The sequence below is a fragment of the Agrobacterium sp. CCNWLW155 genome (assembly GCF_036888815.1).
Lineage (GTDB): Bacteria > Pseudomonadota > Alphaproteobacteria > Rhizobiales > Rhizobiaceae > Agrobacterium > Agrobacterium radiobacter.
On sequence record NZ_JBAKFW010000002.1, the window covers coordinates 559,577 to 584,882 of the forward strand.

The 25,306-nt window shown below is 60.6% G+C and carries 22 protein-coding genes, 1 tRNA gene and 1 pseudogene; 19 read left to right on the forward strand and 5 right to left on the reverse strand.

Annotated elements, in window-relative coordinates; translation table 11 throughout:
- Positions 1-287 precede the first annotated feature (287 nt).
- The 3 genes from V6S97_RS11275 (at position 288) to V6S97_RS11285 (ending at position 3,001) form a co-directional block, all read left to right on the forward strand.
- Positions 288-364, forward strand: a tRNA-His gene (locus tag V6S97_RS11275).
- A 271-nt stretch (positions 365-635) separates the two neighbouring features.
- Entirely contained in the window at positions 636-2,264 is a 1,629-nt protein-coding gene (locus tag V6S97_RS11280) for a Ppx/GppA phosphatase family protein (RefSeq protein WP_003503289.1), read from the forward strand.
- The gene (locus tag V6S97_RS11285) at positions 2,261-3,001 is read left to right on the forward strand and encodes an RlmE family RNA methyltransferase (RefSeq protein ID WP_003503282.1); all 741 of its coding nucleotides are present in this window, start codon (positions 2,261-2,263) and stop codon (positions 2,999-3,001) included. Before V6S97_RS11280 ends, V6S97_RS11285 begins: the two co-directional genes overlap by 4 nt.
- Here the strand turns inward: V6S97_RS11285 and V6S97_RS11290 are convergent, their stop codons facing one another.
- The gene (locus tag V6S97_RS11290) at positions 3,002-4,399 is read right to left on the reverse strand and encodes an MDR family MFS transporter (protein ID WP_003503280.1); all 1,398 of its coding nucleotides are present in this window, start codon (positions 4,397-4,399) and stop codon (positions 3,002-3,004) included. It lies immediately after the preceding gene.
- Between the two features lie 209 nt (positions 4,400-4,608).
- On the opposite strand from V6S97_RS11290, the gene V6S97_RS11295 reads away from it, so the two are divergent.
- The 5 genes from V6S97_RS11295 (at position 4,609) to V6S97_RS11315 (ending at position 9,984) form a co-directional block, all read left to right on the forward strand.
- The gene (locus V6S97_RS11295) at positions 4,609-5,610 is read left to right on the forward strand and encodes an MBL fold metallo-hydrolase (protein ID WP_209787755.1); all 1,002 of its coding nucleotides are present in this window, start codon (positions 4,609-4,611) and stop codon (positions 5,608-5,610) included.
- Positions 5,611-5,789: 179 nt separating this feature from the next.
- Positions 5,790-7,295 carry an IMP dehydrogenase gene (gene guaB, locus V6S97_RS11300; RefSeq protein WP_020812622.1) on the forward strand — a complete coding sequence of 502 codons (1,506 nt, stop codon included), beginning with the start codon at positions 5,790-5,792 and terminating at the stop codon, positions 7,293-7,295.
- A gap of 115 nt (positions 7,296-7,410) precedes the next feature.
- A complete protein-coding gene (locus V6S97_RS11305; protein ID WP_031234389.1) occupies positions 7,411-7,812 on the forward strand; it encodes an MAPEG family protein in 402 nt (133 codons plus the stop codon).
- Positions 7,813-7,961: 149 nt separating this feature from the next.
- Complete coding sequence (gene adhP / locus V6S97_RS11310) at positions 7,962-8,990, forward strand: alcohol dehydrogenase AdhP (protein WP_003503273.1); 1,029 nt, start codon at positions 7,962-7,964, stop codon at positions 8,988-8,990.
- Between the two features lie 118 nt (positions 8,991-9,108).
- Positions 9,109-9,984, forward strand: coding sequence for a dienelactone hydrolase family protein (locus V6S97_RS11315; RefSeq protein WP_087743374.1), 876 nt, complete (start codon positions 9,109-9,111; stop codon positions 9,982-9,984).
- 229 nt (positions 9,985-10,213) lie between these two features.
- Here the strand turns inward: V6S97_RS11315 and moaB are convergent, their stop codons facing one another.
- The 4 genes from moaB to V6S97_RS11335 form a co-directional block, all read right to left on the reverse strand.
- Complete coding sequence (moaB, locus tag V6S97_RS11320) at positions 10,214-10,759, reverse strand: molybdenum cofactor biosynthesis protein B (protein ID WP_060722926.1); 546 nt, start codon at positions 10,757-10,759, stop codon at positions 10,214-10,216.
- A 10-nt stretch (positions 10,760-10,769) separates the two neighbouring features.
- Positions 10,770-11,654, reverse strand: a complete 885-nt coding sequence (locus tag V6S97_RS11325; RefSeq protein WP_060722927.1) for a 4-(cytidine 5'-diphospho)-2-C-methyl-D-erythritol kinase — start codon at positions 11,652-11,654, stop codon at positions 10,770-10,772.
- A 6-nt stretch (positions 11,655-11,660) separates the two neighbouring features.
- Complete coding sequence (locus V6S97_RS11330) at positions 11,661-13,505, reverse strand: tetratricopeptide repeat protein (RefSeq protein WP_087744258.1); 1,845 nt, start codon at positions 13,503-13,505, stop codon at positions 11,661-11,663.
- A gap of 189 nt (positions 13,506-13,694) precedes the next feature.
- Positions 13,695-14,711, reverse strand: coding sequence for a polyprenyl synthetase family protein (locus V6S97_RS11335; RefSeq protein ID WP_003503263.1), 1,017 nt, complete (start codon positions 14,709-14,711; stop codon positions 13,695-13,697).
- A 111-nt stretch (positions 14,712-14,822) separates the two neighbouring features.
- Between V6S97_RS11335 and V6S97_RS11340 the strand changes: the two genes are divergently transcribed.
- The 11 genes and pseudogenes from V6S97_RS11340 to V6S97_RS11390 all read left to right on the forward strand — a co-directional run.
- The gene (locus V6S97_RS11340) at positions 14,823-15,053 is read left to right on the forward strand and encodes a putative signal transducing protein (RefSeq protein WP_003503261.1); all 231 of its coding nucleotides are present in this window, start codon (positions 14,823-14,825) and stop codon (positions 15,051-15,053) included.
- A gap of 6 nt (positions 15,054-15,059) precedes the next feature.
- Positions 15,060-15,860: a tRNA1(Val) (adenine(37)-N6)-methyltransferase gene (locus V6S97_RS11345; RefSeq protein WP_003503259.1), complete on the forward strand. Its 801-nt coding sequence runs from the start codon at positions 15,060-15,062 to the stop codon at positions 15,858-15,860.
- A gap of 88 nt (positions 15,861-15,948) precedes the next feature.
- A complete protein-coding gene (locus V6S97_RS11350; protein WP_035212555.1) occupies positions 15,949-16,818 on the forward strand; it encodes a S49 family peptidase in 870 nt (289 codons plus the stop codon).
- Positions 16,819-16,838: 20 nt separating this feature from the next.
- On the forward strand, positions 16,839-17,033 hold the full coding sequence (locus tag V6S97_RS11355) for an NfeD family protein (protein WP_080865841.1): 195 nt from the start codon (positions 16,839-16,841) through the stop codon (positions 17,031-17,033).
- 101 nt (positions 17,034-17,134) lie between these two features.
- Positions 17,135-18,097, forward strand: coding sequence for a glycine--tRNA ligase subunit alpha (locus V6S97_RS11360; protein ID WP_026372527.1), 963 nt, complete (start codon positions 17,135-17,137; stop codon positions 18,095-18,097).
- A 142-nt stretch (positions 18,098-18,239) separates the two neighbouring features.
- Positions 18,240-18,590, forward strand: coding sequence for a hypothetical protein (locus V6S97_RS11365; protein ID WP_233284481.1), 351 nt, complete (start codon positions 18,240-18,242; stop codon positions 18,588-18,590).
- A 120-nt stretch (positions 18,591-18,710) separates the two neighbouring features.
- On the forward strand, positions 18,711-19,262 hold the full coding sequence (locus V6S97_RS11370; protein WP_003503249.1) for a LemA family protein: 552 nt from the start codon (positions 18,711-18,713) through the stop codon (positions 19,260-19,262).
- An 87-nt stretch (positions 19,263-19,349) separates the two neighbouring features.
- Complete coding sequence (locus tag V6S97_RS11375) at positions 19,350-20,627, forward strand: 3-phosphoshikimate 1-carboxyvinyltransferase (RefSeq protein ID WP_003503247.1); 1,278 nt, start codon at positions 19,350-19,352, stop codon at positions 20,625-20,627.
- A 22-nt stretch (positions 20,628-20,649) separates the two neighbouring features.
- Complete coding sequence (locus tag V6S97_RS11380) at positions 20,650-22,587, forward strand: DUF2207 domain-containing protein (protein WP_334426814.1); 1,938 nt, start codon at positions 20,650-20,652, stop codon at positions 22,585-22,587.
- Positions 22,588-22,687: 100 nt separating this feature from the next.
- Positions 22,688-24,841, forward strand: a complete 2,154-nt coding sequence (gene glyS / locus V6S97_RS11385) for a glycine--tRNA ligase subunit beta (RefSeq protein ID WP_334426815.1) — start codon at positions 22,688-22,690, stop codon at positions 24,839-24,841.
- Between the two features lie 36 nt (positions 24,842-24,877).
- Positions 24,878-25,246, forward strand: a pseudogene (locus V6S97_RS11390) (DUF523 domain-containing protein); the annotation flags it as partial.
- Positions 25,247-25,306 lie beyond the last annotated feature (60 nt).

Below are 25,306 nucleotides of genomic sequence, written 5' to 3' on the forward strand. Positions count from 1 at the left end.
CTTGCGGGCTTTCGGCTTCCTCATGAAGCGCAAAACGTAAACCCGCCGAGGCATCACGTTAACAGAATTTTAAATAACTTCACAGCGCTGCCGGGTCCACCATCTGCGGGATGAATCGCCAAATAGAGTTAACATCAACAGGCCGCTGCGGCTTCTCCATGTCAGCCCGGCCCATTGAAAAGAACTTGCCTTTCGACGCCTTTTTTCGCAAAATTCGAAGAGGCACTTGCAAATGGGGGAAACACCTTTTATGTCACCCCCCGTGACGCCGCTTCGGCGTTTCATGTGCGGTTGTAGCTCAGTTGGTTAGAGCGCAGGTTTGTGGCACCTGAGGTCGGTGGTTCGACCCCACTCAACCGTACCATTCCCCTCTCCCGATAAGTCTATATGTCACAGTGACTTACCGGGAGAGGGGAGTATTCTCTTCCGTCGATGCTATTCATGCCTGCGGATCCCTGCTGAAGCCCTGACGCCGCGCAGGCTGCTTCCGATTTCCGAAAATCCCCAAAACCATTGCGTGACTGTGTCGTTCCCATGCAGCGTGGGTAACGCATGAACCCTGGGCCATACGCAGCCCGGCAAAAACCATTTGGCTAAAATCTCTTGCGCTGGTATTGTCTGCCCAACGAAACCTTATGAAAGCCAGCAGCATAGCGTCTACGCTTGTGCGCGGCGAAATGGACAAGACAGTGATCGACCCCGGAAACGGCCCAAAGCCGTCGGAACAAGGGGCGTCGGTGGCGAACAAAGGGAAAGCGAAGCGATCCCGTCGTGGCAAGAAACACAAGCGTGACGGTCAGCCCCGTGACGCTGTTGTGCTGTCGCATGATGTTGCCGCGGATGTTCCGGCCGGTTCCTCCTACGTATCGGCTCTCGAGCCGGATGCCGAGCCGCGCAAGAGAAAGCGCCGCAGGCGCTCCCGCGGCAAGGGTACGTCTCAACAGGCTGCCCCAGCTTCCAGCGCGCAGACGCAGGCTCCAGCCGCAACAGATGCGGCCAATCCATCCTCCGTGCCGCCGGGCGGCGGGCGAAAGTCGCGCCACCGCAAGCGTGGGCATCGCGATCCGCGTAGCCGTGATCCACAGGGTCGTCCGCTGGTTCCTACCCATGCGCCGAAACATGTCGGCAAGCAGAATGGCCGGGCCAACGGGGCTGGACAGGAACCGCACCGGCAATCCGAAATATCCGCCCGCCACGCAGGCCGCCAGCACGAGCATGGCCAGGAGCCGCCGGCGGATATGTATGCCGCGCTCGATCTCGGCACCAATAATTGCCGCCTCCTGATTGCGCAGCCGACGCGGCCCGGTCAGTTCCGGGTCGTCGATGCCTTTTCGCGTATCGTCCGGCTGGGTGAGGGGCTGGTGTCGAGTGGGCGGCTGTCCGACGATGCCATGGATCGTGCTGTCGAGGCGCTGAAAGTCTGCTCCGCGAAACTCTCGGGCCGCCCGATCAGGCGCATGCGTCTCATCGCCACCGAGGCCTGCCGCGCTGCGTCGAATGGCGAAGAGTTTCTGGCGCGTGTCACGCGGGAAACGGGACTGAAGCTTGAAATCATCAGCCGCGAGACGGAAGCCCGCCTTGCGGTGTCTGGCTGCGCCTCGCTCGTCGGGCGTGAAGCACGCTCCGTCGTGCTGTTCGATATCGGTGGCGGATCCTCGGAAATCGCCGTTATCAAGGTCGGGGAAAATCGCTCGAACCGGCTCGCCAATCACATCACCCACTGGACCTCGCTGCCGGTTGGCGTCGTCACGCTTTCGGAACGCCATGGCGGCCGCGATGTGACGCCGGATGTCTTTGCCGCCATGGTGCGGGAAGTCGAAGGGTTGCTCGATGCCTTCCATTGCCCGCCTCTGGCGCCGCAGATGCATCACGAGGATTTTCACCTGATCGGAACGTCGGGCACGGTGACGACGCTTGCCGGCGTCCATCTCGATCTGCCACGATACGATCGCCGCAAGGTGGATGGCCTCTGGCTTTCCGACGCCGAGGTGACGGCGATGCAGGACAAGCTTCTGGCCTGGGATTTCGCCGGCCGCGCCGCCAATGCCTGCATCGGGCCTGACAGGGCCGATCTGGTTCTGGCCGGCTGCGCCATTCTCGAGGCCATTCGCCGCCGCTGGCCGGCGCGGCGTATGCGGGTGGCCGATCGCGGTCTGCGCGAAGGCCTCTTGACGGATATGATGGCGGATGACGGCGCATGGCGGCGTAACCGCATAAGGCGCATGCAGATGACACGGCAGGACAGGACGGAAGGTTTGACATGAGCAAGGCGCCGACAAGCACCAATCGCACCGGCCGAAAGATCGGCCAGAAGGTCAAGAAGACCAAGCTCAAGGCCTCATCGCGCCGTTGGCTTGAACGTCATATCAATGACCCCTATGTGCAGCGCGCCAAGCTTGAAGGCTATCGCGCCCGCGCCGCCTTCAAGCTGCTGGAAATCAACGACAAGCATCAGATATTGAAGGGTGCGACCCGCATCATCGACCTTGGCGCCGCACCCGGAAGCTGGTCGCAGATCGCTTCGAAGGTGACGGATTCCACCGAGGACGATATCCGCGTCGCGGCGATCGATTTTCTCGAAATCGATCCCATTCCCGGCGTAAAAATCCTGCAGCTCGACTTCCTTGATCCGACAGCACCCGAAAAGCTGATGGAGGCCGTTGGCGGCACGCCTGATCTGGTATTGTCGGATATGGCGGCGCCCACCACCGGGCACCAGAAGACCGACCATATCCGCACCATGCATCTGTGCGAAGTCGCTGCTGATTTCGCCGTTCAGGTGCTGGCGGAAGGCGGCCATTTCCTTGCCAAGACCTTCCAGGGCGGCACGGAAAAGCAGTTGCTGGACATGCTGAAGAAGAACTTCAAGCAGGTGTTGCACGTCAAGCCGGCGTCCTCACGCTCGGAATCGGTGGAAATGTTCCTGCTTGCCAAGCACTTCAAGGGCCGCAAGAACGAGCCGGTTGACGCATCCGAAGCCGACGAGGCGGCGGAAGACTGATTACTCCGCCGGTTGCGAGACCTTGCCGCGGTGGCCGGAGACGGCCGCCCCGGCATTGCCGTCCATGCGGATGATCGGCACGATGGCGAACAGCGATACCAGCGCCACGATGGTGAAGGCGACGTGGAAATCGGCAAGCTGCAGATGCGAGCCTGACATCATGCTGCTGACTTCCAGAATGGAGGCGGCGAAAGCCACGCCCAGCGCCAGGCTGATCTGCTGCAGTACAGACGCCATCGAGGTCGCCTGACTGGCCTGGCTGTCCTCGATATCGGAATAGCTGAGCGCGTTCGACCCGGTGAAGAAGAAGGAACGGGCAAACCCCGCCGTGACAAGGAAGATCATGATCAGCGGATAGGGCGTTTCCGGCGTGAAGAAGCTGTTGGCAAGCGTTGTGAAGGCGCCGACGATGCCGGCCCCAATCAGCGTTGATCGGAAGCCTGTCGCCGCAAAGACCCGCTTGGCCATGAATTTCGTGGTGATCGCACCGATCGCGCCTGCAAAGGTGATCATGCCTGACTGGAACGGGTTCAACCCGAAACCGATCTGCAGCATCAGTGGCATCAGGAAGGGAATGGCGCCCGTGGAAATGCGGAAAACGGTGCCGCCAACAGAAGCCGCCCGGAAGGTGGCGTTCTGGAATATGTGGAAATCCAGAATGGGGGCAGGGTGGCGTGCGGCGTGGCGCATGTAAAGAAAACCGCAGATGAAACCGATGATCGTCGAGGCGATGCCGATGGCGGGCGGCAGGGCCGGAAGGCTGACGACCGACAGACCGAATACGACGCCGGAGGCGGCGATGCCTGAGAGCACGAACCCTTTGCCGTCCATCGGCGGTGGGTTGGTGGTTTCGATTTCCGGCAGGAAGATCGTCGAGAGCCAGATGCCGATGACGCCGATGGGCACGTTGATGAGGAAAATCCAGTGCCATGAAAAATAGGTGGTGATGAAGCCGCCGATGGGCGGGCCGGTCAGTGGCCCTACAAGCCCCGGTATCGTCAGCAGCGCCATGGCGGAGACGAGTTCGCTGCGCTTGGTCGTGCGCAGCAGCACGAGGCGGCCGACGGGCGTCATCATCGCACCGCCCATGCCCTGCAGGAAACGCGAAAGCACGAATTCGAACACCGACGAGGACACCGCGCAGCAGATCGACCCCACGACGAAGACGCCGATGGCGAAACGGAAGATTTTCTTCGCACCGTATTTGTCGGCCATCCAGCCGCTGATGGGAATGAAGATCGCCAGCGCCACCATATAGGCGGTCAGCGCGAGCTTCAGCGTGATCGGCCCAACATTAAGGTCGGCTGCAATCGCCGGAAGCGAGGTGGCGATGACGGTGGAGTCCATCTGCTCCATGAAGAGAGCGACTGCCAGGATGAGGGGAATGATGCGGTTCATGAGGCTGCCTGCGGCTTTCCGCTGCGACAAAGGATATCGCCGTTCCTCCTACGCCTGATGAGCGGGCTTGCCAACACGTTAATTATCAATTTCTCAAGTTCTGATCAAACCTGCGTGAGGCCGGTTTTCTTGCAACTTTCTCGCTCTATTGTCCGTTGGGTGAGTTCAGTTGGCGATCACGGCCAGTTGGCGATATCGGGAGAAAGATGATGACCCAATCCTTGAGCATGAGCAGACGCGGCCTCATCGGTGCGGCCGGTGCAAGCGTTCTCGGCGCGCCGCTTTTGATGGCGCGCAGCGCAAATGCCCAGACCAACCAGCCGCAGACCTCCATGGAGATCAAACACGCCATGCCGCCGGAAACCAACCGCTTCAAGCTCGGCAATTTCGAAGTGCTCGTGGTGAAGGACGGCTCGCGCGCCGCACCCAATCCCGGCGAGACCTTCGGCACGGATCAGTCTGCGGAAACGGTCGGTAAATTGCTGGAAGACAATTTTCTGCCGAAGGAGCAATTCGTCAATTCCTTCTCGCCGGTTCTCATCAATACAGGCACGGACCTCGTGCTGTTCGACACCGGTTTTGGGGAGGCCGGTCGCGGCGCCGGCAATGGCCGCCTGACCGAGGGCATGGCGGCGGCCGGTTATTCGCCAGAGGATGTAACCGTGGTGGTGCTGACCCATATGCACGGCGATCACATAGGCGGGCTGATGGAAAAGGGCGCGCCTGTGTTCTCCAAGGCGCGTTATGTTTTCGGCCAGGCGGAATATGATTTCTGGGCGGACGAGAAGCGTGTCGGCACGCCGGCCGAGGGCGGCCATAAGGGTGTTCTGGCCAGCGTCAAGCCGCTGGCGGAAAAGGCGACCTTCATCGGTGATGGTGGCAATGTCGTGTCCGGCATCACCGGCATTGCAGCTTTCGGTCATTCGCCTGGCCATATGATCTTCCGTGTCGAATCGGAAGGCAAGCAGCTGATCCTGACGGCGGACACGGCCAATCATTTCGTCCTGTCACTGCAAAGGCCGGACTGGGAGGTCAAGTTCGACATGGACAAGGCGGCGGCGGCCGCGACCCGCAAGAAAGTCTATGACATGATCGCTACCGACCGGCTGCCCTTCCTTGGGTATCACATGCCTTTTCCGGCTGTCGGTTACGCGGAAAAGCTGGATACGGGTTACCGTTTCGTGCCGAAATCCTATCAGTTCGATATCTGATATCTGCTGCAATGCAGCAACAGAGGGGACCCGGAAGGCAATTCCGGGTTTTTTCTATTCCCTTCCTGTCATGAACGTGTTACCAGCCCTCGCCAACTTCCAAGCAATCCTTGCAGGGCGCCGGGGTGAACTTTTCGTTCCGGAACGGCCACGCATTTTCATTATGAAGGAATTTGGTCATGGCACGCATCATTCAAACACCCACTGGTTTGGACGCTCTCACATTTGACGATGTGTTGCTGCAACCCGGACATTCCGAGGTTATGCCGGGACAGACGAATATCGCCACCCGCATCGCCCGCGATATCGATCTCAACCTTCCAATCCTCTCTTCCGCCATGGACACGGTGACCGAAGGCCGTCTCGCTATCGCCATGGCCCAGGCCGGCGGCATCGGCGTTATCCACCGCAACCTCACCCCCATCGAACAGGCTGAAGAAGTTCGGCAGGTGAAGAAGTTCGAAAGCGGCATGGTCGTCAACCCGGTCACGATAGGCCCGGATGCGACGCTTGCAGAAGCGCAGGCGCTGATGAAGGCGCATGGTATTTCCGGTATTCCGGTGGTTGAAAATGGCGGCTCCGGCGGCCACAAGAACGGCCGCCTCGTCGGGATTCTGACCAACCGCGACGTGCGCTTCGCTTCCGATCCGCAGCAGAAAATCTATGAACTGATGACCCGCGAAAATCTGGTCACGGTCAAGGAAAGCAGCGTCGATCAGCAGGAAGCGCGCCGCCTGCTGCACAAGCATCGCATTGAAAAACTGCTGGTGGTGGATGGAAAAGGCAATTGCGTCGGCCTCATCACCGTCAAGGATATCGAGAAATCGCAGCTTAATCCCAATGCCACCAAGGATGCGCAGGGCCGTCTTCGCGCCGCCGCCGCCATCAGCGTTGGTGCCGATGCCATCGAGCGCGCCGAGCGCCTCATCGATGCTGGTGTAGACCTTCTGGTCGTCGATACCGCACACGGCCATTCGCAGCGCGTGCTCGATGCCGTTTCGGTGGTCAAGAAGATGTCGAACTCGGTTCGCATCATCGCCGGCAATGTCGCAACCGCTGACGGCACCAAGGCGCTGATCGATGCCGGCGCCGATGGCGTCAAGGTCGGTATCGGCCCCGGTTCCATCTGCACCACCCGCATCGTCGCCGGCGTCGGCGTTCCGCAGCTTGCCGCGATCATGTCGTCGGTCGAGGTGGCCAATGCGGCTGACATTCCTGTCATCGCCGATGGCGGCATCAAGTTCTCGGGCGATCTGGCCAAGGCAATCGCCGCCGGTGCTTCCGCCGTCATGATCGGCTCGCTGTTGGCAGGTACGGATGAAAGCCCGGGCGAGGTGTTCCTCTACCAGGGCCGCTCCTTCAAGGCCTATCGCGGCATGGGTTCCGTTGGCGCCATGGCCCGCGGTTCCGCCGACCGCTATTTCCAGGCGGAAGTGCGCGACACGCTGAAGCTCGTTCCCGAGGGCATCGAAGGCCAGGTTCCCTATAAGGGTCCGGTTTCCGGCGTGCTGCACCAGCTGGCCGGTGGCCTCAAGGCCGCCATGGGTTATGTCGGCGGCAGCAACATCAAGGAATTCCAGGAGCGCGCCACCTTCGTTCGCATCTCCAGCGCGGGCCTGCGCGAAAGCCATGCTCATGACGTGACGATCACCCGCGAAAGCCCGAACTATCCCGGCGCGGTTTGATCTTTCGAGCCGAATCCGTAAAAAGATAGGCTAGTTATTTGGCGCTCCCCGATCTCAAGCCGGATCGGGGAGCGTTTTCACGATTGGGGGAGAAAGCATGTCACCAACGACCGCAATGTTCTGGCCGATGATCGCCCATGTCTTTCTCGTCTTCTTGCTTTACGGCCTGCTGATCATCCGGCGCAACAAATACACCTTCAAGGATCGCGAATCGGCGATCAAGCTGCGTGATCACGGCGAGGAGGCGCACGAAAGCCGTTTGGTGAACCGCAATATTGCCAACCAGTTCGAGCTGCCGGTCCTGTTCCACATCGCCTGCCTGCTGCTTTACATCACGGATGCGGATAATGTCGTCACCGTTGTTCTGGCATGGCTGTTCGTGCTTTCGCGCTACGCCCATTCCTATGTCCACGTCACCAGCAATCGCCTGCGTCAGCGCGGCGCATTGTTCGGCATCGGCTTTGCACTGGTCGTCTGCCTGTGGGCATGGCTCGCCATATGGTTGGCGCTGGAATAAATCAGCACCGTGAGGTTGCCTCATAAGTGAGACAATCCCGCCTGGCAAAATACTCCGATTTGCGATGGGTCAATTCCATGACGCCGCATCCCCGTTAATCTCTGCCTGCCGTCGAGGATTTCAGGCGAGCAGAGATTAGGGAGTATGTCATGGCTAAGACAATGAAGGCGGCGGTTGTCCGCGCATTTGGAAAACCGCTGACCATCGAGGAAGTGGCGATACCGGATCCCGGTCCCGGTGAAATTCTCATCAACTACAAGGCGACGGGCATTTGCCACACCGACCTGCACGCAGCAACGGGCGACTGGCCGGTCAAGCCCAACCCGCCCTTCATTCCCGGCCACGAAGGTGTCGGTTATGTCGCCAAGATCGGCGCAGGCGTCACCGGCATCAAGGAAGGCGACCGCGCCGGCACACCGTGGCTCTACACCGCCTGCGGATGCTGCATTCCCTGCCGTACCGGCTGGGAGACTCTTTGCCCAAGCCAGAAGAATTCGGGTTATTCTGTCAATGGCAGCTTTGCCGAATATGGTCTTGCCGATCCGAAATTCGTCGGCCGCCTGCCGGATAATCTAGAATTCGGTCCCGCCGCACCCGTGCTCTGCGCCGGTGTCACCGTCTACAAGGGTCTGAAGGAAACCGAAGTCAGGCCCGGTGAGTGGGTGGTCATTTCAGGCATTGGCGGGCTTGGCCACATGGCCGTGCAATATGCGAAGGCGATGGGCATGCATGTCGTTGCTGCCGATATTTTCGCCGAAAAGCTGGCGCTTGCGAAAAAACTCGGAGCCGATGTCGTCGTCAATGGCCGTGCGCCTGACGCAGTTGAGCAGGTGCAGAAGGCAACCGGCGGTGTCCATGGCGCGCTGGTGACGGCGGTTTCGCCCAAGGCCATGGAGCAGGCCTACGGTTTCCTCCGCTCCAAGGGGACGATGGCGCTTGTCGGCCTGCCGCCGGGCTTTATCTCCATTCCGGTTTTCGACACGGTGCTGAAGCGCATCACGGTGCGCGGCTCCATCGTCGGCACACGGCAGGATCTGGAGGAGGCGCTGACCTTTGCCGGAGAAGGCAAGGTCGCCGCCCACTTCTCGTGGGACAAGCTCGAAAACATCAACGATATCTTCCACCGCATGGAAGAGGGCAAGATCGACGGCCGTATTGTCGTGGACCTCGCCGCCTGATGTGAAAATGCGGCCGCGGCGCTCACGCAAATGTGTGACGCCGCTTCCGCCCGCATCGTTCCCCGCGGGGCGATCTGCGCTATCCTTCCGCATCCGTGCGTTCAAGGAGGATAGAGCGATGGACAAGCCCAAGATTACGCAGGCCATGATCGACGCTTATGATGAATATACCCATCTCAGCCTCGACCGCCGCAAATTCATGGAAAAGCTCACCGTGCTGGCCGGCTCCGGTGCGGCCGCCGCGGCAATCGCCCCGCTGCTTTCCGCCAACAGCGCCCGTGCGGCAATCGTAGCACCCGATGATGCGGGGATCGTCGCGGAAGAGGTGACATATCCCGGCCCCGCCGGCGAGATGAAGGGTTACCTCGTTACACCGAAATCGGCGTCCGGCCCCATCGGCTCGGTCATTGTCATCCATGAGAACCGCGGTCTGAACGACCATATCCGTGACGTGGCCAGACGGGTGGCGCTTGCCGGTTTCCGGGCGCTTGCGGTCGATTTCCTCTCTCCGCAGGGCGGCACGCCCGCCGATGAGGAGAAGGCGCGGCAGATGTTCAGCGGTCTCGACATGGATGCGACCGTCGCCAATGCCGAAGCGGGCCGGGTGTGGCTTGCGGCAAGGCAGGGGGCGAATGGCAAGGTCGGCGCGGTCGGTTTTTGCTGGGGCGGCGGGCTGGTCAATCGTTTCGCGACCAAGTCGGCAGGTTTGAATGCCGGCGTCGCCTATTATGGTCAGCAGGCGCCGGCGGCCGATGTGCCTGCCATCAAGGCGCCACTGCTTTTGCACTATGCGGGTCTCGACGAGCGCATCAATGCCGGCATCGACGCCTATAAGAAGGCGCTGGAGGAAAACGGCAAGACCTTCGAAATCTTCGTTTATGACGGCGTCAACCACGCCTTCAACAATGACACGTCCTCGGCGCGTTACGACAAGGCGGCGGCCGATCTCGCCTGGGGCCGGACGACGGAGTTCTTCAAGAAATATCTGGCGTGATGGGGTTTTGGCCACGCAGCGGACCGAAGATGCGTGGGGCTTACCCCCCCCCTCTGCCCTGCCGGGCATCTCCCCCTCAAGGGGGGAGATCGATCTGCGGCTATGTTTCGTCCATCTTGAAGCTTGAGAGTGAAGCGACAAGCGGGCCTCTTGCCGATCTCCCCCCTTGAGGGGGAGATGCCCGGCAGGGCAGAGGGGGGTAAGCCCCACTCCCCTCCGGTCCGCTGATCTAAACGCCCCCAGCCCCGCGCTTCAAATGCTCGTCAAGCCTTGGCATTATCTCCACGAAATTGCAGGGCAGGTGGCGATAATCGAGCTGAGCCTTGAGGATGCCGTCCCACGCATCCTTGCACGCCCCCGGAGAGCCGGGCAGCACAAAGATGAAGGTCGCGTTCGCCACGCCGCCGGTCGCGCGTGACTGGATGGTGGCGGTGCCGATCTTGTCATAGGAGATACGGTGAAAGAGGGCGGAAAACCCGTCCATGCGCTTTTCGAACAGCGGTTCCAGCGCTTCTGGCGTCACATCGCGGCCGGTAAAGCCGGTGCCGCCCGTCGTGATGACCACATCCACGCCTTCAGAGAGCGTCCACTCGCGCACGGTGCCGGCAATCGCTTCCTTGTCATCAGGCACGATGGCGCGGGCGGCAAGCCTGTGGCCCGCATCTTCCAGCCTTGCGACGAGCGTATCGCCGGATTTGTCATTCTCCAGCGTGCGGCTGTCCGAAACGGTCAAAACCGCAATGCCCAAGGGGATGAAGGGTCGTTCGCCTGCCATAGCCTAATCCTCAAATGGTCCGAGTCGCCTGAAAGTACCAGCCGGGGCGTTTCTTTCGAAGCGATGTTTGCGCTATCAGGGCCGCTTCAAGGGAATGAAAAATCCCGAAACAGGTTGCACCCGAACCGGACATGCGGACAAGCGCAGCACCTTCCTGCGAGAGTAACCCGGCAATCTCCCCAATTTCCGGAAGCAGCGCCTGTGCTGGTGGTTGCAGATCGTTACGGCTCCGGGCGAGAAAATCCATCCAGCCAATTGTCGCATGGGCGGGCAGGGGCGGATTGGCCTTGTTCCGCAATCGCCGGAAAATCTCCGGTGTAGAGACGGCCTTCAGCGGATTGGCCAGAACCAGGAACAGTTCCGGCAAATTGGTGACCGGTTCAATGTCCTCGCCAATGCCGCGCGCGATCAGGGGTCGGCTCTCAAGGCACATCGGCACATCCGCTCCAAGCTTCAGGGCCATGGAGGAAAGCGCATCCGGTGCCACCCCGGCGCGCCAGTGCCGCAAAAGCCCTCGCAGCGTCGCCGCCGCGTCCGCCGAACCGCCGCCGATGCCCGATGCCACCGGCAGGTTCTTTTCAAGGTGAATGGCGACCGGGCGTGCTGGCTGACCCGTCGACGCAAGTCTATCGCGCAACAAATCTCTGGCGCGGGTGACGAGATTGTCGCCGCCATCCCCGGCGCGCAGAAGATCGCCGAAGGGGCCTGAGATGGAGAAACTATCGGCATCGGCGTCGCGGATGCGGATCGTATCGCCGGCTTCGGTGAAGGTCACCAGCGTTTCAAGCAGATGATAACCATCCGCTCTCTGGCCGGTCACATGCAGCGCCAGATTGATCTTGGCCGGGGCCGCCTCGATTGTCTCAGCCGCCCCGGTGATGCCCTGCGTCGGCATATGGCGTCAGGATTTCTTGTCCGGAGCAGGGGCCGCCGGGGCAGGAGGGGCCGGCGGTTGCGGCGCTGCATCCTTCTTGGCGGTATTTTCGGCGTCCTTCTCCACCGGCGGCAGGCCGTTGGCGATCTTTTCCTTCACCTTGGCCTTGTCCACATCATCATTGTCGCCGATCAGCGCGCGGTTCCATTGATAGACCGCCTCGATCTTGCGACCCACGCGCCAATAGGCGTCGCCAAGGTGGTCGTTAATGGTCGGATCGCCGGCCTTGAGCTCGATTGCCCGTTCCAGCTCGGTTACCGCCTCATCGAAAGCGCCGAGGCGATAATGCGCCCAGCCGAGCGAATCGACGATATAGCCGTCATTCGGCCGAAGCTCGACCGCGCGGCTGATCATCTTCATGGCTTCATCGAGATTGATGCCCTTGTCCACCCAGGAATACCCCAGATAGTTCAGAACCTGCGGCTGCTCGGGGTTCAGCTCCAGCGCCCGCTTGAAATTCGGTTCGGCCTTGTCCCATTCCTTCAGCCGCTCATAGGCGATGCCGCGCTGGAAGAAGACCGTCCAGTCGGATTTCTGCGGCACGGAGCCGATCACCTCGATGGCCTTGTCGTAGTTTTCGGCCATTGCCCTGTAGTCCTTGGCATCGGAAAGCACGCTGCCATAGGCGAGATAGGAACGGATGTCCTTCGGATCGGATTCGAGGAGGGATTTGAGATGCTTGCGCGCCTCATCCACCTTGCCCGTCTGCGCAAGCGTCAATCCGAGCTGCAGCTCGGAGATGCGATACATCGGGGAATCTTTCGGCACCTCGCGGTAGAACGCAATGGCGCGGTCAGGCTGTTTCAGGGCTTCAGAAAGGCCGCCGAGAAGGATGAGCGTATCCGGGCTCTTGGGATCGAGCGCGCGCGACGTCTGCAGATAAAGCGTCACTATCTCTTCGGCGCCTTCGCGGTTCAACGCGCCGGCGATGGAGAACATGACGCTGGCCGCACCTTCCACGGCATTGGTGATCTGCTGCTCCGGCTTTTCACCATTTTCGATGGACTGGCGAAGTGCTTTCAGCGGCGCGTAGTTCGGCGCGAAAGTGTCGCCGACCGCAATCGCGTCCAGCGCCTTCTGCTTGTTGCCGGCGGAAGCTTCGAGCCGGGCAAGCGCCATGACCGCCCGCATATAGGTGTCGGAGGCGGTTGCCCCGCCTTCGCGGTCCGTCACCGCTTCGTTCAGGCTCTTGCGGGCGGCTTCAGTATTGCCGGAAACAAGGGCGATGGCCGCCGCATTGTATTTCTGGAAGATCGAAATCCAGCCCGGGCCCTTCATATTGTTGACCAGCGCCAGCGCTTCCTTCGGCTTGCCGGAACCGGCACGCGCCCAGGCGGTCAAAAGCGTATTGACCATGCGGTCGAGATCGTTCGGACCGGTATATTTCAGGATCTTCTCGGCCTTGGCGAATTCCTTGTCCTTGATGGCGTCCAGACCGCGCACGATGGTCGTGACACGCTCCACCGAGGTATCGTCCTTCATCGAATCGGCGATCTTGGCGCCGGCTTCGAAATTGCCGCTCAGAAGTTCGGCGATCATCAGCCGCTGGCGGATTTCCGTATTGGCCGGATCGAATTCAAGCGCCTTCTTGTAGAGCGAAATCGCGGTCGGATAGTCCTGATCGACATCGGCATTGCGCCCGGCGAGGAAGGCGCCGGAGAAGGTATTTACCTTGCCGGGATCGAACGTAACGGCTTTGTCTTCCGGTTTCGCCTTCGTCTCCGCAAAGCCGGGGCTTGCACCCGCGCCGATTGCGAGAGCAGCGGCGAGAGCCGCGCTGCAGAGAAGACGGAGTGCTGGTTTACGCCGCATGAGGGAACCTTTGCCTTTGTGCAGAAGCACGGAAAAATCAGTTTCCATTGTTGGTCACGATAGAATGGCTTTTTTGAAGCAACGCCGCAAGAAATTATGGCCCCGGCCACAATCACACCTTGCGGAGAAGCTGGCCCGGAACCTCGGGCGGATGGTCTTTTCCATCCGCCGTTCGCCCGGCCTCTAGCGTCAGTTCAGACGCTCGATGCAGAAGTCGATCACTTCCAGAAGCGCGTCTTTCCACGGGCTCTGCGGCAGCGGCGCGAGCGCGTCACGGGCAATGGTGCCATAATGCGTGGCGCGGCCGATCGTATCGCCAAGACCGTTATATTTGGTGATCAGGCCAAGCGCCTTTTCGAGGTTCTCGTCGCTGCTTTCGCCCTTTTCAATGGCGGTGCGCCAGAAGGCGCGCTCATCCTGCGTGCCGCGGCGATAGGACAGGATGACCGGCAGCGTGATCTTGCCTTCGCGGAAATCGTCGCCGGTATTCTTGCCGAGATCAGCGGACTTTCCACCGTAATCAAGCACATCGTCGACAAGCTGGAAGGCGAGGCCGAGATTCATGCCGTAGGATTTCAGCGCGCTGCGGGTCGCCTTGTCGGTCTTGGCGACGATGGGGCCGACTTCCGCCGCCGCCGCGAAAAGGGCGGCCGTCTTGGCGCGAATCACCTGCAGATAATCGTCTTCGGTCGTTTCCATGTTCTTGGCGACCGAAAGCTGCAGCACTTCGCCCTCGGCGATGACGGAGGCGGCGGTGGACAGCACGTCGAGCGCATCGAGAGAGCCGACATCCACCATCATGCGAAACGCCTGGCCGAGCAGGAAGTCGCCGACGAGAACGCTCGCCTGGTTGCCCCAGATAGTGCGGGCTGTGGATTTGCCGCGGCGCAGATCGCTCTCATCGACCACATCGTCATGCAGAAGCGTCGCCGTATGCATGAATTCCACGCTGGTGGCGAGCTTGATGTGGTTGTCGCCCTCGTAACCGAACATCGAGGCCGAGGCGAGCGTCAGCATCGGCCTCAGGCGCTTGCCGCCGGAGGAGATGAGATGATTGGCCACTTCGGGTATCATCTGGACATCGGAACCGGCCTTGGAAAGGATAAGCTGGTTCACCCGTTCCATGTCGGGGCGGGTCAGGTCGACAAGCGGCTTGACGGATGCGAGTTTGTTTTTGCTTTCTTCAAGCGGTATGACGACGCCCAAGGGACAGGACTCCAGTTCGAATTTGAATTCGACAATAAAAACTGACGCCTTGCGCGGCAAGGGGCGAATTGCCGCTAGCCATTCAAAAAGATGGGAATTTAGGGCTTATCCATGCGTGAACTGATCCGTACCAACGATGCAGTGCTTCTGTCCTTCGCGGAAAGCCTGATGAAGGATGCCGGCATCCACTGCCTCATTGCCGATCAGGCGATGAGTATTCTGGAGGGATCGCTCGGCCTTTTGCCCCGTCGGTTTCTGGTGGAGGAAGATCGGGCGGACCAGGCCCGCCGCATTCTCATCGATGCCGGGCTGGGCGACGAGTTGCGCAACGAAGAGGCTTGAACGGCGGTGGGCGGCGGCATTTCCGAAACGATCGATGCCTTTCACCGGGGCCGGTTTCACATCATCCAGCCGAAGGGCAGGGGGCACCGGGCCGGAATGGACGCCATGCTTCTGGCGTCACTGGTGGCGGACGATCGCGCCTGCCGGATCGCCGATCTCGGCGCGGGTGCGGGAGCTGCCGGCATGGCAGTTGCGGCGCGGCTCGAAAAGGCCGAGGTGACGCTCTACGAACGCGCGCCGGAAATGGCGCAATTTGCCCGCCGCAGCCTCGATCTGCCTGAGAATGCTGCCTTTGCCGCCCGGGTGGATGTGCGTGAGGCAGATGTGACCCTGCGGGCGAAAGCGCGTGTAGAAGCGGGGTTGCCCGATGACTATTTCCATCACGTCATCATGAACCCGCCCTATAATGACGCAGGCGACCGCCGCACGCCGGATGCCCTGAAGGCCGAGGCCCACGCCATGACGGAGGGTCTGTTTGAAGACTGGATCAGGACCGCGGGCGCGATCATGGTTTCGGGTGGGCAGCTTTCCCTGATTTCAAGGCCGCAATCGGTGGCGGAGATCATCGCCGCCTGCGGCAGCCGTTTCGGCGGCATCGAAATCACCCTCATCCATCCGCGTGCCCGTGAGGACGCGGTGCGCATGCTCGTCACCGCCATCAAGGGTTCGCGCGCGCGGCTGTCCTTCCGCGCACCGCTCATCATGCATGAAAACGGCAGTCACGCCTTCACCCCCTTCGTGGATGACCTGAACAATGGCCGCGCCGCCTATTCGCGTAATGTAAGGGCAATCCGGCCGGCGCCATAAATATCGCGGTTCCGCCAGCCGCAAACCATTGTGTTTTGCGGGGCGATACATACATCCGTGACGAACGGATAAATGCTGCGAGGATTGAATAGTGGGTTTTTTGAAGTATCTGGTGCCGAAACGCTTTCGTAAAAAAGAGCTCGTCATCCCGGTGGTGCGCATGCATGGCGCGATCATGGCCGGCGGCAACCAGTTCCGCCCCGCGCTCAATCTCGCTTCCTACGCCCCCCTTCTGGAGAAGGCCTTCGCCGTCAAGGATGCGCCGGCCGTCGCCATTTCGCTCAACTCGCCCGGCGGTTCGCCGGTGCAGGCAAGGATGATCTATAACCGCATCCGCCAGCTTGCCGAGGAGAAGGAAAAGAAGGTTCTGATCTTCGTGGAGGACGTTGCAGCCTCCGGCGGTTACATGATCGCGCTTGCCGGCGACGAGATCATCGCCGATCCCACCTCCATCGTCGGTTCGATCGGTGTCGTTTCCGGTGGCTTCGGTTTTCCGGAAATGCTGAAGAAGCTCGGCGTGGAGCGCCGTGTCTATACGGCCGGCGAGAACAAGGTCATCCTTGATCCCTTCCAGCCGGAAAAGGAAGGCGATATCGACTACCTGAAGTCGCTTCAGGTCGAAATCCACAATGTTTTCATCGACATGGTCAAGATGCGCCGCGGCTCGAAGCTGAAGGACGATGAGGCGATCTTCTCCGGCCTGTTCTGGACCGGCATGCGTGGTCTCGACCTCGGGCTGATCGACGGGCTGGGCGACATGCGCGAGATTCTGCGCCGCCGTTACGGTGAAAAGGTCAAGCTCCAGCTCGTTAGCGGCGGGCGCAGCCTGTTCGGCAAAAAAGTGCCGGGCGTGAATACGGCCCTCGGCCTCAATGCCGAAAGGCTTGCGGCAGGCGCCGTCTCGGGGCTTGCGGAAGTTGCCGAAGAAAAGGCATTGTGGTCGCGTTTCGGTCTATGATGTCGCGGGAATAGAGCCTTATGGCGCAACTTATTATAATCATTCTTCTGGTGGTGGGATCCGTCATCCTTTACCGCCGCTTCGTCCGCGATGCGGAAAAGCTTTCCGCGAAATCGAAACAGCGCGAGAAGGAACGAGAAACCGGCGCGATCGGCACGCTGATCAAGGACCCCGAAACCGGCGAATACCGCGTGAAGCGCGAGGATGAGACGTAAGGCGGCGTCTCCACGCATAAAACCTTGACCCTTACGCCATGCCGTGGCACCAGTCCGCATCCGAAGTAAGTCAAATGCTTACTTGTCCTCCTAACGCCGCGATGACTGCAATGACCGATATTCCAGACCATATGAACCCCAAGCGTTCCTTTCAGGCGCTTATCCTGACGCTGCATAACTACTGGGCCGACAAGGGCTGCGCGGTGCTGCAGCCCTACGATATGGAAGTGGGCGCGGGCACGTTTCATCCGGCCACGACGCTGCGCGCACTTGGGCCGAAGCCGTGGAAGGCTGCTTATGTGCAGCCGTCGCGCCGCCCGTCCGACGGCCGTTACGGCGAAAACCCCAACCGCCTGCAGCACTATTACCAGTATCAGGTCATCCTGAAGCCCAACCCGTCCAATCTGCAGGAACTCTATCTCGGTTCGCTGAAGGCGATCGGCCTCGATCCGCTGCTGCATGACGTGCGCTTTGTCGAAGACGACTGGGAAAGCCCGACGCTCGGCGCCTGGGGTCTCGGTTGGGAATGCTGGTGCGACGGCATGGAAGTGTCGCAGTTCACCTACTTCCAGCAGGTCTGCGGCATCGAATGCTCGCCGGTTGCGGGCGAGCTGACCTATGGTCTGGAACGCCTCGCCATGTATGTTCAGGGCGTCGACAATGTCTACGACCTGAATTTTAACGGCCGCGAGGGTGAAGAGAAGATTTCCTATGGCGATGTCTTCCTGCAGGCCGAGCAGGAATATTCCCGCCATAATTTCGAATTTGCCGATACGGCCATGCTGCATCGCCATTTCATCGACGCCGAAAAGGAGTGCCTGGCGCTTCTCGCCGCCGGTGCGCCCGGTGATAACGACAATCAGCGCCTGCATAAATGCGTGTTCCCGGCCTATGACCAGTGCATCAAGGCAAGCCATGTCTTCAACCTTCTGGATGCGCGCGGCGTAATTTCGGTCACGGAACGCCAGAGCTATATCCTGCGCGTGCGCACGCTGGCGAAATCCTGCGGCGAGGCCTTCCTGCTGACGGATGCGGGCGGGCTGAACTGGAACCGGGCTGCCTGATTTTTGGTGGTAAGCTGTTGTCCAAAGTTTTGATGAATTTGAAAGGCCGTTCTTGACGGCCTTTTATTTTGTGTGGATTGGTATGCTGAATATAACGATGGGTTTAACCGTGAATAATATTAGAAATTTCTGTTTTTTATTTGTGCTTACACTCGGATCCATTCTCGGCAACAGCGCGGCTGCGGAAACGACGGACTGGATGAGCGGCAACGATGCCTTTGCCCGCGCCGACAAGCTGCGCTCTTTCGGAATGATCGTCACCCGCATGGATTGCAAGGACAGCGGTCAGCGCTCTCTCGATGTGGGCAGCGCGCTCGTCCGCATGCACTACACGCGCAATACGAAAATGCTCGACTGGGTCATAGACGGCTGGAACCATCTGGAGGGAAACAAGGAATATTGGGCCGAGCGAGGCTACAGGCTTGCCTCCTATACTCTTTTTGTACGCAAGGTATCCGGTCTGAAATTATATTGTACCGTCTTTTATAAATAACGGGTGTTTGCTTACCGCAGCGTGTCCGTTCCGGCAAAAACGGACAGAATGAGCGAAGCCCCATGACTTTGCGGTAATGAGCGGCTATCGTGCGCGCAACGAAGCTGGGAATCGCAATTCATGTTCATCACGCTGGCAATCATCGCGGCAATCGCGCTTTATGTCGTCTTCATCTATAACGGTCTGGTCAAGGCGCGGCAGATGAAGGAAGAGGCGTGGTCGGGCATCGACGTGCAGCTGAAGCGCCGAGCCGATCTCATTCCCAACCTCATCGAGACCGTGAAGGGTTACGCGGCGCATGAAAAAAGCACCTTCGAAGAGGTGATCGCCATGCGCAACCGGGCGCAGGCCGTGCCGGCGGGGGATGTTGAAGGTCGTGCCCAGGCCGAAGGGCTGCTGTCGCAGGCGCTCGGCAAGCTCTTTGCGCTGGCCGAAGCCTATCCCGATCTCAAGGCCAATGCGAACTTTCTGGAATTGCAGCGGTCGCTGGAAACCATCGAAGGTGAACTCCAGATGTCGCGCCGTTATTACAATGGCGCTGCCCGCGATCTCAACGTCAAGGTGGAAAGCTTCCCGTCCAATCTGGTTGCAGGCCAGTTCGGATTTTCCAAGGCGCCCTATTTCGAGATCGAGAACCCGGCCGACCGCGCCGTGCCGACCGTGAAATTCTAAGCGCATTGCTTCTTCGGCGGCTTAAAACCTCCCGTTCAAATTCCGATAATCCGGCTCTTCGCCGCATTCTTTGACAAGACGACAATCATGATCGAACTGACCATTACACCGCCCGGCCACCCGCTTTCCGGCAAGGTCGAGCCGCCCGGCTCCAAATCCATCACCAACCGCGCGCTTCTGCTGGCTGGCCTCGCCAAGGGCAAAAGCCGGCTGACCGGTGCGCTGAAAAGCGATGACACGCTTTATATGGCCGAAGCCCTGCGCGAGATGGGCGTCAAGGTAACCGAACCGGATGCCACCACCTTCGTGGTGGAAGGCACCGGTGTTTTGCAGCAGCCGGAAAAGCCGCTTTTCCTTGGCAATGCCGGCACCGCCACGCGGTTCCTCACTGCGGCGGCAGCACTTGTGGATGGCGCCGTCATCATCGATGGCGACGAGCACATGCGCAAACGCCCGATCATGCCGCTGGTGGAAGCCCTGCGCTCCCTCGGCGTCGAAGCGGAAGCGCCGACCGGCTGCCCGCCCGTCACCGTCTGCGGCAAGGGCACAGGGTTCCCGAAAGGCAGCGTCACCATCGACGCCAACCTCTCCAGCCAGTATGTGTCGGCACTTCTGATGGCTGCTGCCTGCGGCGACAAGCCTGTCGATATCATTCTCAAAGGCGAGGAAATCGGCGCGAAGGGTTATATCGATCTCACCACATCCGCCATGGAAGCTTTCGGCGCGAAGATTGAGCGGGTCAGCAACGCCATCTGGCGCGTGCATCCGACGGGTTACACGGCAACCGATTTCCACATCGAGCCGGATGCCTCGGCCGCCACCTATCTCTGGGGCGCGGAACTTCTGACCGGCGGTGCCATCGATATCGGCACGCCCGCCGACAAATTCACCCAGCCGGACGCTAAGGCCTATGAAGTCATGGCAAAGTTTCCGCATCTGCCCGCCGAAATCGACGGCTCGCAGATGCAGGACGCCATTCCGACCATCGCGGTTCTGGCCGCCTTCAACGAGACGCCGGTGCGTTTCGTCGGTATCGCCAATCTGCGCGTCAAGGAATGTGACCGCATCCGCGCCGTCTCGCTCGGCCTCAATGAAATCCGCGACGGTCTGGCGCATGAAGAAGGCGACGATCTGATCGTGCATTCCGATCCGGCTCTCGCGGGCCAGACGGTCGATGCTTCCATCGATACCTTTGCCGACCACCGCATCGCCATGAGCTTTGCACTCGCGGCGCTGAAGATCGGTGGTATCGCTATCCAGAACCCCGCCTGCGTGGGCAAAACCTATCCCGCCTACTGGAAAGCGCTCGCCTCGCTGGGCGTCGACTATACCGAAAAGGAAAGCGCTGCCGAGCCGCAGCACTGAAGCCATTGAGGAGGGACCGCCCGTGAAGACCATCGCCGCAAGACTTCTCGCGTTGTTCGTCTTCCTGGGCGCGGCCTTCCCGGCTTTTGCGGAGGAATTCATCCGCTCCTACCATTCCGTCATCGAGGTGGCGGCGGATGGCAAGCTGGCGGTGACGGAAACCATCACCGCCCGCGCCGAGGGCCGGAACATCAAGCGCGGCATCTTCCGCGATTTCCCGCTTTATGCGCTGGATGCGAACAACCGCCGCACCAAGGTGGATTTCAACGTCGTTTCGGTGGAGCGCGATGGCGCGCCTGAAAACTGGCGCACCGAAAATATCGATGGCGGCATCCGCATCTATACCGGCAGCGCCGACCGCTTTCTGCCGACTGGTGAGCATATCTTCCAGATCACCTATACCACCGCCCGGCAGATCCGTTATTTCAGCGATTATGACGAGCTGACCTGGAACGTCACCGGTAATGGCTGGCAGTTCCCGATGGGTGAGATTTCCGCGACCATCACTCTGCCGCAGGGCGTCAAGGCCACGGATACCGCCGTCTTCACCGGCCCGCTTGGCGCCAAGGGCAAGGATGCGCGGATTCTGAACGAAGGCAACGAGGTATTCTTCGCCTCCACCCGCCCGTTTTCAGTGGGCGAGGGCATGACGGTTGCCGTCAAGCTGCCCAAGGGCGCCATCGCCGCACCTGACACCTCGCAGGAGGCAGGCTGGTGGCTGCGGGATAATCTCGCCATCCTGCTTTCGGGCGGCGGGCTTTTCGTCGTGCTCCTCTATTATCTGCGAGCTTGGTTCGCCGTCGGCCGTGATCCCGCAAAAGGCGTAGTCGTGCCGCGCTGGGATGCGCCGGAGGGGCTTTCCCCGGCTCTGGTCAACTATGTCGATAACCGCGGTTTTTCCGGCGCGGGCTGGACGGCGCTCTCCGCCTCGGCCCTTGATCTTGCGGTGAAGGGTTTTGTCGTTCTGGAAGACCTGAAGAACGCCATCGTCATCAGGCGCACGGAAAAGGCAACCGCTGCCGATCTGCCGACCGGGCAGAAGACGCTGCTTGCCTCCATCGGCGGTGCGGGGGAGACGCTGACCATCGACAAGGCCCATGGTGCGGAGGTCGAAAAGGTCGGAACGCAGTTCCGCGCGGCGATAGAGAAAGAACATCGCGGCAAATATTACCGCAGCAACGCCGGTTACACCGTGTTCGGCATCTTCTTCAGCATCGCCATCATCGTTGCGACGCTGGTGTTCGGCGATCTCGATGAAAGCGCCATTGCCGCCGTTCTGGTCTTCGGCTTTTTCGCATTCTTCTTCAGCATCCTGTCGATCGGCATCGGCCGGCAGTTCTCGCGTGGCGCACCGCTGCGCAAACGCATCGGCGGCATCGTCATGCTGGCCTTTGCCGGTTTTGTGGCCTTTTCCGCCATTGGCGGCATCGCCACGCAAATCCTGCTGGATGTGACACATGACACCAAGTCGCTGGCGCTGGCCGCCATCGGCGGCATCGTACTCACAAATGCGCTTTTCCTGTTCCTGATGGGTGCGCCGACGCCGCTTGGCCGCAAGCTGATGGATGGCATCGAAGGTCTCCGAACCTATCTGACGCTGGCGGAAAAGGACCGGATGAACACCGCTGGCGCCCCCGCCATGTCGCCGCAGCATTTCGAGAAATTGCTGCCCTATGCGGTGGCGCTCGGCGTCGAAAAACCGTGGAGCCGCACCTTCGAGGCCTGGCTTGCGACTGCCGCTGCCGGTGCCGTCGCGGCTAGCTATGCGCCCGGCTGGTATTTGGGCGGCAATTACGGCAGCTTTGGCGACAGGATCGGCGGCTTCTCCACCTCCATGGCAAATACCATCGCCTCCACCATTCCCCAGCCCGTCAGTTCCTCCGGTTCCAGCTTTTCGGGCGGTGGCGGTGGTGGTTTCTCCGGCTCGGGCGGCGGCGGCGGTGGCGGCGGCGGCTGGTAACGCCCGCCGGCGGTAATTTAACCGAATGCCTTGGTGACTTTTGCCGCGTTGCTTGCTAAGCCGACCGCAATCGTCCGACAACAGATAAAGTCCTGATCCCATGCCTGATCTTCTGCTTGAACTCCGCTCCGAGGAAATCCCCGCCCGCATGCAGCGCAAGGCGGCTGGCGATCTGAAGAAACTCGTCACCGACGCGCTTGTGGAGAGAGGGCTGACCTATGAGGGTGCGCGCGAATATTGGACGCCGCGCCGTCTGACACTGGATATTCGCGGCCTCAACGCCCGCTCCGCCGATGTGCGCGAGGAAAAGAAGGGGCCGCGCACCGATGCCAATGAAAAGGCCATCGAGGGCTTTCTGCGCGGCGCTGGCCTCAACGATATCTCGGAAGCGCAGGTCGTTTCCGATCCGAAGAAGGGCGATTTCTATATCGCCATCATCAACAAACCCGGCCGCCCGGCGGAAGAGATCATCGCCGAGGTGATGCCCGGCATCATCCGCTCTTTCCCCTGGCCGAAATCCATGCGCTCCGGCCCGGCCTCCATGCCGAAGGGCTCGAGTTATGCCGGTATCGAAGGCAAGGGCTCGGAAAGCCTGCGCTGGGTGCGCCCGCTGCAATCCATCGTCTGCCTGTTCGGCCCCGAACATGACGAAACACAGGTCATTCCCTTTGTGATCGACGGCATCGTTGCCGGCAACGTCACCTATGGCCATCGTTTTCATGCGCCCGGCCCGATCACCGTGCGCCGTTTCGAGGACTATGTCTCGAGCCTTGAAAAGGCGAAGGTCATTCTCGATGCCGAGCGCCGCAAGGATATCATCCTGCACGACGCCAAGGACCTTGCTTTCGCCAATGGTCTCGACCTGGTGGAAGACGAAGGCCTGCTGGAAGAAGTTTCCGGCCTCGTCGAATGGCCACAGGTGCTGATGGGCACCTTCGAGGAAGACTATCTGCAAATCCCGGCGGAAATCATCCGGCTTACCATCAAGACCAACCAGAAGTGTTTCGTCACCCGTAATCAGGGTGCGGAAGAGGGGCTTTCCAACCGCTTCATCCTGATCTCGAATATCGAGGCAAGCGACGGCGGTAAGGAAATCATCCATGGCAATGGCAAGGTCGTGCGCGCCCGCCTTTCGGATGCCCGCCATTTCTGGAACCGCGACCAGGGCGATCTGCCTGATCTGGAAACGCTGAAGGAATCGGCTGCGAAGTTCGGCCTCGATCTCAAGAAGCCGCTCGACCAGCGCATGGCGAAGCTCGATGCGCTCAATGTCACCTTCCATGCCAAACTTGGATCGCAGGGCGAGCGTGTAACGCGAATTCGCGAACTGGCGAAGGCGCTGGCCCCAGTCGTCGGCGCCGATGCCGCTCTGGTGGACCGCGCTGTGGTGCTGGCGAAAGCCGACCTGCGTACCGAAGCTGTCGGCGAATTCCCCGAGCTTCAGGGCCTGATGGGCCGCAAATATGCGACGCTGCAGGGTGAAAACGAGAGCGTGGCCGCCGCGATCGAAGACCATTACAAGCCGCAGGGTCCCTCCGACCGCCTGCCGGCCGATAAGGTGGCGATTACGGTCGCTCTGGCCGACAAGCTCGACACGCTCGTCGGTTTCTGGGCCATTGATGAAAAGCCGACGGGTTCGAAGGACCCCTTCGCGCTGCGCCGTGCGGCGCTCGGCGTCGTGCGCATTCTGCTCGAGAAAAACGTGCGCCTTTCGCTGCTGAGCGTTGCGAAGGATCCGGACCTTCTCTCCTTCTTCCATGATCGCCTGAAAGTCTACCTGCGCGACCTTGGCGCGCGTTACGATCTGATTGACGCCGTTCTGACGCCGGAATCCGACGATCTGCTGATGATCGCTCGCCGTGTCGAGGCGCTCACCGCCTTCATCACCGGCGAGGACGGCCGCAACCTTCTGGCAGGCGCCAAGCGGGCCACCCAGCTTCTGGCCGCCGAGGAAAAGAAGGGCACCGTGGTGGCCGATGGCGTTTCGGAAGAATTGTTGAAACTCGATGCCGAAAAGGCGCTCTATGCGGCGATCAGGACCGCGTCTGCAGATGCTGCGAAGGCTGTTGCGGGCGAAGATTTCCGCTCGGCCATGCAGGCGCTTTCGACGTTGCGCGCGCCCGTGGACAAGTTCTTCGAGGATGTGCTCGTCAATGGCGAGGATGCGGCCATCCGTGCAAACCGTCTGGCGTTGCTGAAGGCCATCCGCGAAGCCACCGGAACGGTTGCGGATTTTTCGAAGATCACGGGGTGAGGGGTTTCGGGGTAGCCGTACATGTCAGTGTGCGCGGTGACAATCTGTCCGGAAATGGCGGGCGGCATGCCCGTGCCGCGCCCGCCGGCGGAAATCGAGAAAGGGGCCTCCGGTCTCGATGTGCTGGAAGGCCGCGCCCGTGTGCTGGAAGTAACCGGCGGCGATGTCACGGCTGAGTTCATCGCCGGTGCGGAAAAGGCGCTCGCCTTCGCCAGGGCCAATGGTTGCACCCACGCGCTTCTGATCGACGGCAGCCCGTCATGCGGGTCGCTTGCGATTTACGATGGTTCGTTTTCTGGCGTTAAACATGCGGGCAATGGTGTGACGGCGGCGCTGCTCGAAAAGGCCGGTATTGCCGTATTTTCACCTGCCGATATTGACCGGCTGGATGCGCTTTCTCGTTGAGACGAGGCCACGCAGACACGGCATGGCTCATTTCCGAACGTGCTGATACTCTCCTCCGTC